Consider the following 15,719-nt stretch of genomic DNA (forward strand, 5'->3'; position numbering starts at 1 on the left):
CAGCACATCGAGGCTTGTATGGACGAGTGGAACACCGGAGGCGCAGGCGACTGCAGTGACCTCTCCGCGGAATGCACCGAGACCGGGATGGTGATCCGGCGCTGCGGCAGCTGTCGTGCGCTGTTCGCCCCACCGGTGGTGCGGTGCTCGGCCTGCCACTGCGAGGAGTTCGACCGGGTCCCCGCCGCGGGCGGCGGATCGGTGGTGTGCTGGCGGAAGGTGACCTGCGCCGCCGCCGTGGAATCGACGCTGGCGATCGTGGAACTCGACGAAGGTCCCTGGGTCTACACCACCATCGACGGCGAACTGCCGGGTGCCGCGCGCCGCCCGGTCCGGGTGCGCTTCCAGGCCCCGCCGCGAGGCGACCGGTTCCCCGTTTTCGCCGTCACCGCGGTACCGGAGGTATTACCGGGCCGAGACAAGGAGTCCGCCGTCCTGTGATCGCCGCTCGCGGCGCCGGAGATGTCCCGGCGATACAGTTGAGTAGGCGAGAGGGGCCGCGTATGGAACCCGGTGCCCATCTACATACCCGAGGAATCGTCGCCCCGCGATGACCGGCGACGATCCCGTACGCACACGCCGCGAGTCGACGGCGACCGTCGCGACGGAACTCGACGCGGCCGGTTTCGAAGACGCGGCGGAGGTTGGGCGCGGCGGTTTCGGAGTGGTCTATCGATGCACCCAGGAACCGCTGGACCGTACGGTCGCGGTGAAGGTGCTCACCACCGAATCGGATGAGGACAACCGGGCGCGGTTCGCACGCGAACAGCGCGCGATGGGCCGGTTGACCGGGCATCCGAATATCGTCACCGTGCTGGAGGAGGGGATGACCGCGCGCGGCCGGCCCTACCTGGTGACGCCGTTCTATCCGCTGGGTTCCCTCGATGCCTGGATCCGCCGGCACGGCCCGCTGTCGCCCGCGGATGTGCTGCAGATCGGGGTGAAGATCGCGGGGGCGCTGGAGAGCGCGCACCGTCTCGGGATCGTGCACCGGGATGTGAAACCGGGAAATATCCTGCTGACCGACTACGGCGAACCGGCCCTGACCGATTTCGGCATCGCCCATATCGCGGGTGGTTTCCGGACCGCCGCCGGCACCGTGACCGGATCGCCGGCGTTCACCGCCCCCGAGGTGCTCGAAGGTGAACCGCCCACTCCCGCCGCCGATGTGTACGGGCTCGGCGCCACCATGTTCTGCGCCCTCACCGGGCACGCGGCGTTCGAGCGGCGCAGCGGCGAGAAGATGGTGACCCAATTCCTGCGGATCACCAACGCACCGCTACCGGATCTGCGCGAGCAGGGCGTCGCGGCCGATATCAGCGATGTGGTGGAAGCCGCCATGAACCGCGACCCGCGCGAGCGGCCGTCGGCGGCCGCGCTCGGCGAAACCATCGGGCAGGTGCAGCAGCGCCACGGCTTCGCCGTCGACGAGATGGCGCTGCAGGACCGTCCGGCCACCGCGGACCCGCCGCCCGAACCCCGGATACCGGCGCAGCGCCGGCCGATCGGCCCGGATACCACCGGGAATCTCCCGCTCGAGCTGACCAGCCTGGTCAACCGGCGCAGCGAGGTGGTGGAGGTGAAGAACCTGCTGTCGACCGCGCGGCTGGTGACTCTGGCCGGGCCGGGCGGGGTCGGCAAGACGCGGCTGGCGTTGCGGGTCGCGGCGCAGGTGCGGCGGGATTTCGCCGACGGCGTATGGCTGGTCGATCTGACCGATGTCACCGAACCCGCGATCCTGGTCGATGTGGTGGCCGCCGCGGTCGGAGTACGGGGCGAGGCGGCCCGGCCGACCATCGACGTCCTCGTCGAGAATCTGTGCACGCGCGAAACGCTGCTGGTGCTGGACAACTGCGAACAACTGGTCGATCCGGTCGCGGAGCTGGACGAAGCGCTGCTGCAGGGCTGCCCGGGACTGCGCATCCTCGCCACCAGCCGCGAACCACTGAATATCGCGGGGGAGGCGGTACTGCGGGTGGCCCCGCTGACCGTGCCGGAGCCGGACCGGGAACCCAGTCTGCTCGGGATGCCGCGGTTCGACGCGGTGACCCTGTTCGCCGAGCGTGCCGCCGCCGTGGTGCCGGGGTTCGAGCTCGACGAGGACAACAAGGCCGCCGTCGCGCAGATCTGCGCGCGCCTGGACGGCCTGCCGCTGGCCATCGAACTGGCGGCCGCCCGGCTGGCGACCATGTCTCCGGAGCAGATTCTGCAGCGGATGGATATCCGCAGACCGGTACTGACCCGTGGCGGGCGGACCGCCCCGCCCCGGCAGCAGACACTGCGGCAGTGCATGGATTGGAGCTACGACCTGTGCAGTCCGGCCGAGCAGCAACTGTGGGCACAACTCTCGGTTTTCGCCGGGGCCTGCGAACTGGATGCCGTCGAAGGTGTCTGTGTGCTCGATCCGGCTCCGGACAGCCTGCTCGATGTGCTGTCCTCACTGGTGGACAAATCCATTCTGATCCGCGAGGAATCCGGCGCCGCAGTACGTTTCCGCATGCTCGAGACGTTGCGTGACTACGGCCGGGAGGTGCTGCGGGATTCCGGCCGGGACCGGGAGCTGCGCCGCCGGCACCACGAATGGTACGAGCGGATGTGCGCGGACGCGGCGGCCGGATGGATAAGCCGGGAACAGCCCGGCTGGATCGCCCGGCTCGCCCGGGAACTGCCCAACCTGCGCGATGCGCTCGACTACTGCCTGACCGGGGACACCGATGCGGCCCTGGCCGCCGGGCTGCGCATCGCGACCGGGCTCTACGAGTTCTGGAACTTCCGCGGTATGTACGGCGAAGGGCGGTCGTGGCTGGAACGGGCGCTGGCCCGGCCGGGCCCGGGGGCGGTACGAGAACGGATCGACGCCCTGTGCGCGTCCGCGAAACTGGCCGCGACCCACGGCGAATTCCAGGCCTCCTCCGGTGCGCTCGCGCAGGCCGAGGAACTGGCCGGTCCGGATCCCGAGCCCATGGTGTGCGCGCAGGTCGCCTATTGCGAGGGTCTGCTCGCCATGTCCCGCGGTGAACCCGAGGCCGCGCCGGCCCGCTTCGACCGCACGGCGGAACTCACCCGCGCGGATCCGGCCGGCCAGTTGCGGATGAGCGCCCTCACTCTCACCGGCTGGGCGTACGAACTGAGCGGCGATACCGCCGGGGCGGGCGAGTACTACCGGGAGGTGCTGGCGGTCACCGAGCCGCGCGGCGAGGTGCTGCACCGGGCCGCCGCCCTGCGGGGAGTGGGAGTCGGGGTCTGGCAGGACGGCGATCCGTCCCGTGCCCGGGAGCTGATGGAAGAGGCGTTACGGGTCAACAGCGGACTGAACAGCACCGTGATCAATATGTTCTGTCTCGAGGCGCTGGCCTGGATCGTCGATATGCGGACCGGAGCCGAACGCGCCGCCGTCCTGATGGGCGCCGCGGAAGGACTGTGGCCCACAGGCGCCCGGGTGACGACCGTCTTCCACAATATGGCCGGTTTCCACCAGGACTGTGAGCGCGCCGCGCGGGCGGCCCTGGGCGACCGCCGGTACGACGCGGCGCACCGGCAGGGCCGCACGATGGGGATGGAGGCGGCCGTCTCCTACGCACTCGGCGAACCGGCCACCGAACCGAGCGGTGGGGCGGAGCGCACGCCGAAACTGACCAAACGGGAACGCCAGGTGGCCGATCTGGTGGCGCAGGGTCTCAGCAACAAACAGATCGCCTCGAAACTGGTGATCTCCCAGCGCACCGCCCAAGGGCACGTCGAGAACATCCTGAACAAACTCGGGTTCACCTCACGAACCCAGATCGCGGCCTGGATCGTCGAGAACACTCAGCGCTGACCGCTGCCGGCCCGGCGCGTCAGTGTCGTTCGAGGATGGCGCCGAAATCCGTGCCGTCCGGCAGCGACCCGTACTGGAGATCACGATCCGGGCCCAGCCGCGCGGCGAGGAACGCCTCCGCGACCGCCGTCGGCGAATAACGCAGCAACAGCGAGGCCTGCAGCCCCAGGGCCATGGACGAGGCGACCGCGCGGGCCCGCAGTTGCGCCTGCCCCGGGGCGAGGGTCGCCAGTTCGGCCAGCGCGGCGCGCATCCGGTCGTGGTGGCGGTCGAACAGGGCCGACGCCCCGCGGGCGGTCGCGAGCTCGGCGTCGAAGGCCCGCACCGATTCCGGTTCCCGGGTCATGGCGCGCAGCACGTCCAGGGCGATGACATTGCCCGACCCCTCCCAGACGGCCATCACCGGCTGTTCCCGGTACCGGCGGGCGAGCGGGAACGCCTCGGTGTACCCGTTGCCGCCGAGGCATTCGAGCGCTTCGTAGGCGTGCTGCGGTCCGCGTTTGCAGATCCAGTACTTCGACACCGCGGTGGCGAGCCGCCGGAACGCCTTCTCGGTATCGTCGCTGTCCGCGTCGTGGGCCCGGGCCAGCCGCAGCGCGGTGGCCGTCGCGGCCTCCGATTCCAGGGCCAGGTCGGCGGCGACCGCGGTCATGGCGGGCTGGTCGATCAGCGTCGCGCCGAAGGCGGCGCGGTGCCGGACGTGCCACAGCGCCTCGGCGACGGCCTGCCGCATTCCGGCGGCCGACCCGTACACGCAGTCGAGGCGGGTGCGCGCCACCATCTCGATGATGGTGCGCACACCGCGACCCGGTTCGCCGACGAGATGGCCCAGCGTGGAGTCGAGTTCGATCTCCGACGAGGCGTTGGACTTGTTGCCGAGTTTGTCCTTCAGCCGCTGGATGCGGAAGGTGTTGCGGGTGCCGTCCTCGAGGACGCGTGGCACCAGGAAACACGACAGCGCCGGTCCGCCGTCCGGGGAACCGTAGGGGCCGGACGCCTGCGCGAGCACGAGGAACCCATCCGACATCGGGGCCGAGCAGAACCATTTGTGGCCGGTCAGCGACCAGGTCCCGTCGGAGTTCGGTACTGCCTGTGTGGTGTTCGCACGGACGTCGGAGCCGCCCTGCTTCTCGGTCATCGCCATCCCGAACAGCGCGCCGGGTTTGCCGCCGGGCGCGGTGAGCCGCCCGTCGTAGCCGCGGCTGTACAGGCGCGGAAGCCAGACGCGGGCGAGATCGGGGGCGAATTCCAGTGCCGGAACCGCGGAATGGGTCATCGAGATCGGGCAGGCGTGGCCGGGCTCGATCTGCGCGAACAGCATGAAGGTCGCGGCGCGGGCGACATCGGCTCCGGGGCGCGGATCCGCCCAGGCCGCGGTATGGGCGCCGTGGGCGACCGCGGCGCCGATGATCCGGTGATAGGCCGGGTGGAATTCGACCTCGTCGATCCGGTTGCCGTACCGGTCGTGGGAGTGGAACACCGGGGTGACCGTGTTGGCCAGTTCGGCGTCGCGCTGGAAGGATTCGGAGCCCACCAGCGCGCCCACCGCGGTGAGCTGCTCGGCCGCCCAGCCGGCCCCGTGCCGGGACACCCCCTCGACCAGCGCCCTATTCGCGGTGTACTCGTTGACGCCGGTCCGCGGCGGCGCCTGGTTGAAGACGGTATGGGTGCGGAAACCCGGCGCGAGGGTCGCGGTCATGAGTCTGTCCCTTCGGGTGGGGTTCGGATGGTGGGGCCGGGGGTGCCGTCCCCGGTGTAGTCGATGCCGTGGAAGCAGAACCGCAGGATGGCCTCGACGATCCGGTGGTCGCCGGTACCGTCGGCGGCGGTCACCGCGTGGTCCGGTGACAGCCGGCCGGTGAGGGCTTCGCTGATGGCCCCGATCAGCGCCGTGGCGCTGATCTCCAGGTGCTGGTCGGGGAAATCGCCCGCGGCGATACCGGCACGCAGGATCTCGGTGGTGAGCCGGTGGTACTCGGCCCGGTAGGTGAGGCGTTCGGCCTCGATCCGGGGATCGACGGGTTCGAACAGCAACGACCACGCCAGCTGCCGCCCGCGGATGGCGCGCAGGGCGAAGGTCTCTACCATGGCCCGCAGCTGGGCGGGCGCCCCGTCGGCGGCCTCGACCGCGGCCCGGGCGGCCGCGAGTTCACGGTCGGCGCCGGAGCGGAAGACCGCGGCCAGCAGATCGGCGTTGCCGTCGAAGTACGAATACACCGTCCCGACGCCGACCTCGCATCTCTGCGCGATCGCCTTGACGGTCGCCGCCGCGAATCCACCGGCCGCGACCAGCGCCGTCGCCTCCCGTAGCAGGTCGGCCCGGCGTTGCGCGCGGGCCGCGCGCGTCTTCTCGGTCGGCCGGTACACCACGGGCACAGGCCCCTTTCCATAAACATTGAATCGTGATTCAATCCTTGCGACCCGAACTGTAGACCCAATCCCGACCCACGGCAACGCCCGGCGGATCGAAGGCGCGCCCGAGGAGTAGCCGCATGAACCTGACCACGATGCTGGAGAGCACCGCCCGTAGATATCCGGACAAGGTCGCGATCGTCTACGGCACCGAGCGGATCACCTACGCCGAACTGCTCGCCGCCTCCGAGCGGGCCGCGAATGCGCTGCGCGCCCGGGGCGTGCGGCCCGGCGACCGGGTCGCGGTGATGACCTACAACTCACCGGGCTTCGCGGTGGCGGCGTTCGGGGCCTGGCGCGCCGGGGCGGCCCTGGTACCGGTCAACCACAAACTGACCGCGCCGGAGGTCCGGTACACGCTCGACCACTGCGGCGCCCGGGTGGGTGTGGTGTCGGCGGAGCTGTCCGCGACCGCGCGGGCGGGTGCGCCGGGCGTCGACTGGCTGTGCACCGACTCGGGTGGCGGGCCCGGCGAGTGTGACTTCGACGCGCTGGTCGCGGCGGCGGACACGTGGCCGGGAGTGCCGGTCGCGGAATCGGATATCGCGCAGGTTCTCTACACCTCCGGCACCACCAGTGCGCCGAAGGGATGTCTGCACACCCACCGCTCGATCACCACCGTCGCGACCTATATCGCGACCACGCTCGGTCTCGGCCGGGACGAACGGGTGCTGATCGCGATGCCGATCTGGCATGCCGCGCCGCTCAACGTCTGGTTCGTCACCACGATGTTCCTCGGCGGCACGGTCGTCCTGATGCGCGAGTACGAGCCCCTCGCCTTCCTGGAGATCATCGAGGAGCAGCGAATCACCGCGGTCTTCGGTGCGCCGATCGCCTACCTGGCCCCGCTGCAGGCGGCGCGGGCCGCCGGTGTGGACCCGGCCGGATTCGATCTCTCCTCCGTGCGCCGGTGGACCTACGGCGGTGCGCCCATCGGGGCCGAGGTGGCCCGGCAGCTCCAGCGCGCCTACCGCTCCCAGGACTTCTACCAGGTGTACGGCATGAGCGAGATGGGGCCGGCCGGAACCGCGCTGTATCCGCACGAGCAGATCAGCAAGGCCGGGTCGATCGGGCACTGCGGTATGCCCGGGGTGGATCTGCGGGTCGTCCGCCCGGACGGTATCGATGCCGGGCCCGGCGAATCGGGGGAGATCTGGCTGGCCGGCGACACCCGGATGGCCGGCTACCTGCACGACGACGCGGCCACCGCCGAGGTCTTCGAGGGACGCTGGTACCGCAGCGGCGATGTCGCGCGCCTGGATGAGGACGGCTACATCTACATCGTCGACCGCACCAAGGACGTCATCATCACCGGCGGAGAGAACGTGTACTCCCAGGAGGTCGAGGAGGCGATCCGCCCGCGACCCGATGTCCGCGATGTCGCGGTGATCGGGCGCCCGCATCCGGAATGGGGAGAAACCGTGGTGGCGGTGATCGCTCCCGCCGACGGTGCCGAGATCGGCCTGGACGAGTTGCGCGAGTACCTGTCCGGGGCCCTGGCCCGGTACAAGATCCCCCGCGAGATCGTTCTGGTCGAGGAGCTGCCGCGCAATCCGTCGGGCAAACTCACCAAGCACGTGCTGCGCAAGGCTCTGATCGACGGGTGAGTCGTGCGGCGGGGCGGTCTCCGATATTCGGATCGCCGAGATCGCAATCGCCCACCGCGTGGGGGAATTTCGAGAGAACCCGCGTCGAGCTGCGGAAATCGCCGCGGCGGGCCGCGGGATCCGACCGATCGGCACGCGCCGGCGCGGCTCGCTGCCGGAGTCGATTACTTGATAGTTGTTAACCTTTCCTCGTCGGTCGGCATCGAGTGACCGGCACCCGCGAGTGGAAGGGAACCGGCACGATGACCAGACTGTGTCAGGTCGCCCCACCCGCGACGCCGCCACACGAAGGGACCGCCGATGACCCCGTCCGACTGCGCGGCGGCCGACGACGATCTCCTGGCCGCGGTGGAGCGGATGCAGGTCGCACTGATCCAGGCGGCCCGGCAATTCCGGATGATGGATCGCGCGGGGGCCAACCAGTCCGCGCGCAGCACCCTCGCGGCGATCGTCAAATTCGGCCCGCTGTCGATGTCGGAACTCGCGGCGCACGAAGGCGTGGATCCGGCGAGTGTCTCGCGCACGGTCCGCAGGCTCGAGGAATCCGGGGACGTCGCGCGCCGCACCTCGGATACCGATGCCCGGGTCAATCTGATCGAAGTGACCGAATCCGGCCGGGAGCTGTTCCTGCGCAGCCGCCGGCAGCTGACCGAGATCATCCTGGACCGGATCTCCGCGCTCTCGCCGGAGCAGATGGCCGCGATCGCCGCGCTCGGCGACGGCCTGGAACTGCTGGTATCGGCCACCGGTCCCCGCGCCTCGTAACCACTCCGTACGGCTGCCGGCCCCACCCGGCGCCCGGTCACCCGCGCCCGCGGGTCACCTGATTCGAGGCCTTATCGGGCCTTCACCCTCCACACCCTGCTCCGCCGGCGACGCACGACGTCGCGGGCCGATCGAACGGATTCCCATGACAGTGCTGAGTGCAGAGCCCACGACCGGACGGGCAGGTCGTACGCCTCCGGTCCGGCGTCCGGCCCGGGCCTCGCGCGCCGCCACCGCCGCGGGGGTGATCGCCCCGCCGCTGACATTGATCATCCTGCTGGCGGTGGGCTGGAACGTGATGGCCGCGCGGATGGACAGCCCGCTGGTCCCGTCACTCGGCGCGATCGCCGACGAACTGACGGAACTGGCCGGTAGCGGCGTGCTGTGGACCAACCTGCAGGTGACGCTGATACGGGTGCTGCTGGGATTCGCGGTCGCGTTCGTGGTCGCGGTGGTGCTCGGAATCGCGATGGGGCGCAACAGGTATGTCCAGCGGTTCTTCGAACCCGCGGTACTGCTGGGCCTGGTGACGCCCGGTCTGGTGAAGGCGCTGCTGTGCGTGATCTGGTTCGGCATCAGCATGGTCAACCCGATCCTGGCCGTGGCGCTGGCGGCCGCGCCCGCGCTCATCGTCAACATCACCCAGGGCGTCCGGGATGTCGACCCGCAGCTGCACGAGATGGCCCATGTCTACCGCTTCGGCGCGTGGACCAGGTTGCGGCGGATCTGGCTGCCCGCCCTGGCGCCGTCGCTGTTCACCGGTGCCCGCCTCGGTATCGCCATGGCGTGGAAGGTGATCGTGCTGGTCGAGATCTTCGGGCTGGCCAGCGGTGTCGGATACCAGCTGAACCTGGAGTTCGCCAATCACAACGTGGCCGGCGTGCTGGCCTGGACGATCGCTTTCGCGCTGGTGATGACAGCCATCGAGTACGGCGTCCTGCAAACCCTGGAACGGCGGGTATCCCGCTGGCGTAAGGAGTCCGCGGTATGAGCGCCGGTATCGAATTGCGCGATATCTCCAAATCGTTCGTGAGCAAGAAGGACGGCACCGTCCAGACGGTCTTCGAGGATTTCTCGCTGGACGTCGCACCGGGGGAACTCGTATCGCTGGTCGGCGCGTCGGGCACCGGGAAGACGACCCTGCTGCATCTCGTGGCCGGACTCGAGACACCGGACTCCGGAGCGATCCGGGTGGGTGCGGGCGCGGCGCCGATCCGGACGGGCATGGTCTTCCAGCAGCCGCGGCTGCTGGACTGGATCAGCGTCGCCGAGAACGTCGAAATCGCCGCGAGATCCGCCGGGCAGAGCACCGCGGCCGTGCCGGAACTGCTCGACGCGGTCGGACTGAGCGAGTACGCCGGCGCCTACCCCTCGGTGCTGTCCGGCGGACAGCGTCAGCGGGCGGCCGTGGCCCGCGCCTTCGCGGTGGATCCCGACATCGTGCTGTTCGACGAACCCTTCAGCGCGCTCGACGAACTCACCGGCCGCAAGCTGCGGCTGCTGTTGCAGACCCTGCTCGTCGAACGCTCGGTCACCGGATTGCTGGTCACCCACAACGCGCTCGAGGCGGCATTCCTGTCCGACCGCGTGGTGGTGCTGGCCGACCGCCCGGCGCGGATCGTGCGGGATATCCGCGTCACCCTGGCGCGCCCCCGGTCCACCGAGGACGCGACCCTGTTCGACCTGCACCGCGACATCATCGCCCATATCGCCTGACCGCGAACCGATCCAGAAACGGAGACCCCGTGTCCGCACCACGTGGCAACATATTCACCCGCGAATCCGCGCTCGGCCCGGCCGTCACCCGGCGGCAGGTTCTCCGCGCCGGCGCCGCGCTGGCCGGGGGACTCGGACTGGGTTCGCTGCTCGTGGCGTGCGGGGCGGCCGGAACCACGGCGGTCGACGCCGACGGCAATCCGCTGCCGTCGATCAAAATCGGTGCGGTACAACCCGGAACGGCGGGATCGGTGATCGACCCGATCACCGACCAGTTCGGGCTGGCGGCCGAACACGGACTGGACCTGGTCCGCGACGGCGGCGGCGGGGTCGGCACCGGACAGGAGAACCTCCTGACCGGCCTGCTCGACACCTTCGCTTTCGGACCGCTGGGCGCCACCGAGGCCAATATCTCCGGTCACGATGTGGTGATCGTGGGGCCCCAGCTGTGGAACCACGGACGCTGGCTCGTGCCCGCCGACAGCGATATCACCTCGGTCGAGGATCTGCGGGGCAAACGGATCGGTGTACAACCGGCGAGCTCGGATACCTACAAGGCGGCCGCACTGGGCCTGGCCGTCAACGGGATCGACTTCGAACGCGAATTCCAGATCTTTCCCGGGCAGCCGATCGCCAATCTGGCGCTGTACGAGCGCGGCGACCTCGACGCCATCATCGCCATCGAACCCAATGCCACCCGGCTGGTCGCCCAGGGCAACCGGCAGATCGCGACGGTCTCGCAGCTGTGGCAGAAAGGCACCGGGGACGCGAATCCGCTGTTCCTCAACGGTGCCGCGTTCAATCGGCCGTGGCTGGAACGCAACCGCGATACCGCGGCGCGATTCGTCGCCCTGCGCTCGGAGGCCAATGCGCTGATCACCGCCGACCCCGGTCTGCTGGCCCGCCACTACGAGGCGTTCGGGATCCCGGCCGACGAGGAGGCCGCCATCGCCGCGCTGCCCGAGCGGCTCCGCGATATCTACCCGACCGCCTGGGATCCGAGCGTATTCACCAATCTGGACAAGCAGATCCAGGTCGCGCTCGATATCGGGTTGCTGTCGCGCACCGCGGACCGGCCGGTCTACGAGAGCCTGAGTTGAACGATCCCGGGACTCCGCGGACCGCCCCGTACCCCCGGGCGGCGCTGCCGGCCTGCTGCGCGAGTCTGTTCCTCTCCTCTCTCGACACCTCCGCGCTGGTGGTCGCACTGCCGGCCCTGCAGGAGGATCTCGGTCTGGGGGTGGCGCATCTGCAGTGGGTCGTCGTGGCCAACGCGCTGGCCCGCGGCAGCACGCTGTTCCTCGCGGGATCTCTGGCCGACCGCTACGGTCCGCGGCGGATCTTCCGGCTGGGGGTCCTACTGTTCGGCATCGCCTCCCTGCTGTGCTACGTCTCCTCGGGTTTCGCCGAACTGATCGGCTGGCGGATCGCGCAGGGGATCGGCGGCTCCCTGATGACTCCGGCATCGATATCGTTGCTCACCGGCGTATTCCAGGATCCGGTCGCGCGCAGCCGCGCACTGGGCACGTGGAGCGCGACCGCCGGGGTATCCACGGCGCTCGGTCCGGTGATCGGCGGCGTCCTGGTCACCCTGGTCGGCTGGCGCAGTGTCTTCCTGATCTGCCTGCCGTTCGCGGCCCTCGTCGTGCTCGTCCTGCGGTGGGTGCCCGAATCTCCGGTACCGCGGCTGCGGCGGCGTATCGATCCCGCCGGGCATCTGGCCATCGCCGCGACCCTGTTCTTCGTCACCTTCGCGCTGTCCGGCGGTGCCCGCGACGGCTGGCTGTCCGCGCCGACACTGCTCGCCCTGGCGGCGTCCGTGGTGTCCGTGCTGGTCGTGGTGCGGGTGGAGCGCCGGGCCGCCGAACCGGTGCTGGACCTGACGGTCTTTCGCCGTCCGCAGTTACGCGGTGCGGTGCTCACGGCCGGGTTCTCCTATTTCTGCCTCACCGGAATGAATTTCCTCAATACTCTCTACCTGCAGCAGGTCCGCGGATACACCGCGTGGGAGGCGGGCCTGATGGCCCTGCCGCTCACCGCCGGAACCCTGATCGCCGCGCAGGTGTCCGGGCGGCTGCTGGGCCGCTTCGGTCCGCGGCGTCCCATTCTCGTCGCCTATCTGTTCCTGATCACCGCCATGGCGTCGCTCGCGCTGGCGGCGTCGACGACCTCGTCGATCGGCTGGGTGCTGGGCGCCTTCGCGCTGCTGGGCATCGGAATGGGAATGGCGAACCCGCCCGCGACCTCGTCGGCCGTGGCCGCGCTTCCGGCCGACCGGGCCGGCTCGGCCAGCGCGATCACCAGTACCTCCCGGCAGGTCGGCATGAACCTGGGTACGGCCGCGCTCGGCGCGGTGGCCGTATCGCTGGCCGGATTCCTCGCCGGGCCCGAACCCGTTTCCGCGCCGGATTTCACCGCCGGAATGCGCCTGGCGTACGCGGCCACCGCGGTGGTGGCCGTGCTCGCACTCGTCGCCGCGAACCGCTGGTTCCCGGCGACCCCGAACCCGGCCGCACCCACGGCCGCCACCCTGTCACGAAAGGAAGAAACCGATGACCGGCAACGATACGAACACCCCGTTACCGAAGATCACCAGCGTCCGCACCGGGGCGATCTTCACCCTTCCCTACCTGGTGGGCCTCGAGAAGGGCTACTTTCTCGACGAGGGCGTTGACCTGGAACTCGTCGCCCCCGGCGCCTACAACGTGAGTGTGAAACCGATCGAGGACCACCATCTGGTGAGCTCGTTCGGCGGGATCTCCCGCGGCTTCGAGGACGGCGACGTCTCGCTGTACCGCGCCTGCGAATGGGGACAGGTCCGGCGGGCCCAGGATTCCGGCCGCGGCGGCCGGATCGTCACCCAGCGCGCGGCGATCGCCAGCCAGGCGATCTTCGTACGCCCCGACTCCGACGTGTTCCACCCGCAGAGCCTGCGCGACAAGCAGGTCGCCGTGAACTTCCACCACGGCTCCCACTACCTCGCGATCCAGACTCTCGAGGGCTTCGTCGAACCCGATCAACTGAAGGTCGTGCATGTGGGCGGCCCGGCCGACCGGTTCAAGGCGCTGCGCGACGGCACCGTGGAGGCCGTGGCCCTGATGGAGCCCTATATCAGTCTCGCGCTGAAGCAGGGCTACCGGCTGATCGCCGAGGCCTTCTACACCGGCGCCGAGATCGCCGACGAGAAGGTCGATCCCGAGGTCTACGCGGCCATCGACCGCGGCGTCCGCCGGGCGGTCGCCGATATCAACACCGATGTGACGCCGTACCTGCACTATTTCACCGAGGAGATTCCGGAAGAGCTCGGCACGCTGGACGAATCGGATATCGGCACCTGGCGGCTGCGGTTCGCCGACCCGCAGCCGTACGCGCCCGAACAGTTCGACCAGACCTACCGCTGGCTGCTCAAATGGGGTCTGGTCGAGGCCGGATCGGATTTCAAGAGGCTGGTGGACAACCGGGCACTGTCCGCGTGACCCGTGGCGGCGGGACGGGCGCCCGTCCCGCCACCGCACCGGCGGTCGAGGCCGGGCGGAAAATCAGGGGCGCCGCGCCGCCGGATAGGTCATGATCCATGGCATGACCGACGCGCGCGAAGACTACGAACGCCCGGATCTCGCCGGGTGGCGGCGCCGGGAACAGCTGCGCCGCTCCAGCGCCGCCCAGCCCATCCCCTCGGGCAAGACCTATCGGCGCCGGCCCAAGAACGGCCGGGCCCAGGAGATCCGGGACGCCCGCTACTGACGAGGCCTACTCCTCGGTGAGCAGGCCGTCCGCCAGGCGCCAGCGGCGGGTGGCTCGCACCGAATCCAGCATGCGACGGTCGTGGGTCACCAGGATCAGGGTGCCGGTGAAGGAATCCACGGCCTGTTCGAGCTGTTCGATGGCGGGTAGATCGAGGTGGTTGGTCGGCTCGTCGAGGACCAGCAGGTTGACCCCGCGGGCCTGCAGCAGGGCCAGCGCGGCGCGCGTGCGCTCACCGGGCGAGAGCGTATCGCAGGCACGGGTCACATGCGGGCCGCGCAGCCCGAATTTCGCGAGCAGGGTGCGCACATCGGCGTCGGGCCAGTCGGGCATCGCGGCGCCGAAGGTGGCGGCCGGGGTGGTCTCGCCGCGGAAGAGGCCGCGCGCCTGATCGACCTCGCCGATCCGCACCCCCGCACCCAGTGCGGCCGTGCCGGTATCGGGGGTGAGGGTGCCGAGCAGCAGGGCGAGCAGGGTGGATTTACCGGCGCCGTTCGCACCGGACAGGACGATACGATCGGCCCAATCGATCTGCACCGTCACCGGTCCGAGCACGAAATCGCCCCGTGCCACCGTGGCCTCGTGGGCGGTCGCGACCACGGCGCCACTGCGCGGAGCCGTGGCGATCTCCATCCGCAGTTCCCATTCCTTGCGGGGCTCGTCCACCACCTCGAGCCGTTCGATACGCCGCTGCGTCTGACGCGCCTTGGCGGCCTGCTTCTCGGTGGACTCGGCGCGGGTCTTGCGGCCCATCTTGTCGGAATCGTTCTTGCTCTTGCGACGGGCGTTGCGCACACCGTGTTCCAGCCAGTTGCGCTGCATCCGCGCCCGGGCCTCCAGACCGGCCCGGGTATCGGCGTATTCGTCGTAGGCCGCGCGGGCATGGCGGCGGGCGATCTCGCGTTCGGCCAGATACGAGTCGTAGCCCCCGTCGTAGAAGCCGACCTGCTGCTGGGCCAGATCGAGTTCGAGGACGCTGTTCACCGTCCGGGTGAGGAACTCCCGGTCGTGACTGATGACCATCAGCGGTGTCCTGATCCCGGTGACGAACCGTTCGAGCCGGTCCAGACCGTCGAGATCGAGATCGTTGGTGGGCTCGTCGAGCAGCAGGATATCGAAGCGCGACAGCAGGACCGAGGCGAGACCGGCGCGGGCGGCCTGGCCGCCGGACAGCCCGGTCATCGGCGTGCCGAGACCACCGCGCAGGCCGTCGGTGAGGCCGAGATCGCGGGCGACCTCCGCGGCGCGCTGATCGAAATCGGCGCCGCCGAGAGCGAGCCAGCGTTCCAGGGCGGGGGAGTAGTCGTCGGGACCGTCGCCGCCGAGGCGTTCGGCGGCCGCGTCCATCACCTGCTGGGCGTGGGCGACGCCGGTCCGGCGGGCGAGGAATTCCAGAACCGTCTCCCCGGCGATCCGTTCGGGTTCCTGGGCGAGATAACCGACACTGGCGTCGGGCGGGCTCAGAGTGATCGTGCCCGTCTCCGGTGTGCCGTGGGCGAGCATACGCAACAGAGTCGATTTACCCGCGCCGTTGACACCGACCAGGCCGATCACATCACCGGGTGCGAGAGTGAGATCGAGGCCGTCGAACAGGGTGCGTTCGGCGTGCCCGGCCGAGAGACCGTCGGCCTGCAGAGTTGCGTTCACCGGGGATATTC

Annotated in this window: 12 protein-coding genes; 9 read left to right on the plus strand and 3 right to left on the minus strand. The window is 69.8% G+C overall.

The window, feature by feature from the left end; genetic code table 11:
- Positions 1 to 18: 18 nt before the first annotated feature.
- The gene (locus ACZ6SF_RS29535) at positions 19 to 441 is read left to right on the plus strand and encodes a Zn-ribbon domain-containing OB-fold protein (protein WP_466066482.1); all 423 of its coding nucleotides are present in this window, start codon (positions 19 to 21) and stop codon (positions 439 to 441) included.
- A 109-nt stretch (positions 442 to 550) separates the two neighbouring features.
- Positions 551 to 3,817 carry a protein kinase domain-containing protein gene (locus tag ACZ6SF_RS29540; protein WP_466066483.1) on the plus strand — a complete coding sequence of 1,089 codons (3,267 nt, stop codon included), beginning with the start codon at positions 551 to 553 and terminating at the stop codon, positions 3,815 to 3,817.
- A gap of 19 nt (positions 3,818 to 3,836) precedes the next feature.
- Here the strand turns inward: ACZ6SF_RS29540 and ACZ6SF_RS29545 are convergent, their stop codons facing one another.
- Both ACZ6SF_RS29545 and ACZ6SF_RS29550 read right to left on the minus strand, forming a co-directional pair.
- The gene (locus ACZ6SF_RS29545) at positions 3,837 to 5,516 is read right to left on the minus strand and encodes an acyl-CoA dehydrogenase family protein (protein WP_466066484.1); all 1,680 of its coding nucleotides are present in this window, start codon (positions 5,514 to 5,516) and stop codon (positions 3,837 to 3,839) included.
- On the minus strand, positions 5,513 to 6,193 hold the full coding sequence (locus ACZ6SF_RS29550; RefSeq protein ID WP_466066485.1) for a TetR/AcrR family transcriptional regulator: 681 nt from the start codon (positions 6,191 to 6,193) through the stop codon (positions 5,513 to 5,515). Before ACZ6SF_RS29550 ends, ACZ6SF_RS29545 begins: the two co-directional genes overlap by 4 nt.
- Positions 6,194 to 6,309: 116 nt before the next feature.
- On the opposite strand from ACZ6SF_RS29550, the gene ACZ6SF_RS29555 reads away from it, so the two are divergent.
- The 7 genes from ACZ6SF_RS29555 (at position 6,310) to ACZ6SF_RS29585 (ending at position 14,061) form a co-directional block, all read left to right on the plus strand.
- Complete coding sequence (locus ACZ6SF_RS29555; RefSeq protein ID WP_466066486.1) at positions 6,310 to 7,836, plus strand: class I adenylate-forming enzyme family protein; 1,527 nt, start codon at positions 6,310 to 6,312, stop codon at positions 7,834 to 7,836.
- Between the two features lie 300 nt (positions 7,837 to 8,136).
- The gene (locus ACZ6SF_RS29560) at positions 8,137 to 8,601 is read left to right on the plus strand and encodes a MarR family winged helix-turn-helix transcriptional regulator (RefSeq protein ID WP_466066488.1); all 465 of its coding nucleotides are present in this window, start codon (positions 8,137 to 8,139) and stop codon (positions 8,599 to 8,601) included.
- Positions 8,602 to 8,746: 145 nt separating this feature from the next.
- A complete protein-coding gene (locus tag ACZ6SF_RS29565) occupies positions 8,747 to 9,592 on the plus strand; it encodes an ABC transporter permease (RefSeq protein WP_466066490.1) in 846 nt (281 codons plus the stop codon).
- Positions 9,589 to 10,317 (plus strand): ABC transporter ATP-binding protein, encoded by a 729-nt coding sequence (locus tag ACZ6SF_RS29570; protein ID WP_466066492.1) that lies wholly within the window; start codon positions 9,589 to 9,591, stop codon positions 10,315 to 10,317. The genes ACZ6SF_RS29565 and ACZ6SF_RS29570 overlap by 4 nt, the downstream gene beginning before the upstream one ends.
- A gap of 29 nt (positions 10,318 to 10,346) precedes the next feature.
- The gene (locus ACZ6SF_RS29575; RefSeq protein ID WP_466066494.1) at positions 10,347 to 11,417 is read left to right on the plus strand and encodes an ABC transporter substrate-binding protein; all 1,071 of its coding nucleotides are present in this window, start codon (positions 10,347 to 10,349) and stop codon (positions 11,415 to 11,417) included.
- Complete coding sequence (locus tag ACZ6SF_RS29580; protein WP_466066496.1) at positions 11,414 to 12,991, plus strand: MFS transporter; 1,578 nt, start codon at positions 11,414 to 11,416, stop codon at positions 12,989 to 12,991. The genes ACZ6SF_RS29575 and ACZ6SF_RS29580 overlap by 4 nt, the downstream gene beginning before the upstream one ends.
- Before the next feature lie 905 nt (positions 12,992 to 13,896).
- The gene (locus ACZ6SF_RS29585; RefSeq protein WP_466066497.1) at positions 13,897 to 14,061 is read left to right on the plus strand and encodes a hypothetical protein; all 165 of its coding nucleotides are present in this window, start codon (positions 13,897 to 13,899) and stop codon (positions 14,059 to 14,061) included.
- A 6-nt stretch (positions 14,062 to 14,067) separates the two neighbouring features.
- Here ACZ6SF_RS29585 and ACZ6SF_RS29590 read toward each other — a convergent pair whose 3' ends face one another.
- Entirely contained in the window at positions 14,068 to 15,708 is a 1,641-nt protein-coding gene (locus ACZ6SF_RS29590; RefSeq protein WP_466066499.1) for an ABC-F family ATP-binding cassette domain-containing protein, read from the minus strand.
- Positions 15,709 to 15,719: the final 11 nt, after the last annotated feature.

Source organism: Nocardia sp. NPDC049935 (genome assembly GCF_055586645.1).

What these genes read in the sequence shown, in the direction of transcription:
- ACZ6SF_RS29535 (WP_466066482.1), top strand. Translation starts at nt 19, where the DNA reads ATGGACGAGTGGAACACCGGAGGCGCAGGCGACTGCAGTGACCTCTCC.
- ACZ6SF_RS29540 (WP_466066483.1), top strand. Translation starts at nt 551, where the DNA reads ATGACCGGCGACGATCCCGTACGCACACGCCGCGAGTCGACGGCGACC.
- ACZ6SF_RS29545 (WP_466066484.1), bottom strand. Translation starts at nt 5,516, where the DNA reads ATGACCGCGACCCTCGCGCCGGGTTTCCGCACCCATACCGTCTTCAAC.
- ACZ6SF_RS29555 (WP_466066486.1), top strand. Translation starts at nt 6,310, where the DNA reads ATGAACCTGACCACGATGCTGGAGAGCACCGCCCGTAGATATCCGGAC.
- ACZ6SF_RS29560 (WP_466066488.1), top strand. Translation starts at nt 8,137, where the DNA reads ATGACCCCGTCCGACTGCGCGGCGGCCGACGACGATCTCCTGGCCGCG.
- ACZ6SF_RS29565 (WP_466066490.1), top strand. Translation starts at nt 8,747, where the DNA reads ATGACAGTGCTGAGTGCAGAGCCCACGACCGGACGGGCAGGTCGTACG.
- ACZ6SF_RS29570 (WP_466066492.1), top strand. Translation starts at nt 9,589, where the DNA reads ATGAGCGCCGGTATCGAATTGCGCGATATCTCCAAATCGTTCGTGAGC.
- ACZ6SF_RS29585 (WP_466066497.1), top strand. Translation starts at nt 13,897, where the DNA reads ATGACCGACGCGCGCGAAGACTACGAACGCCCGGATCTCGCCGGGTGG.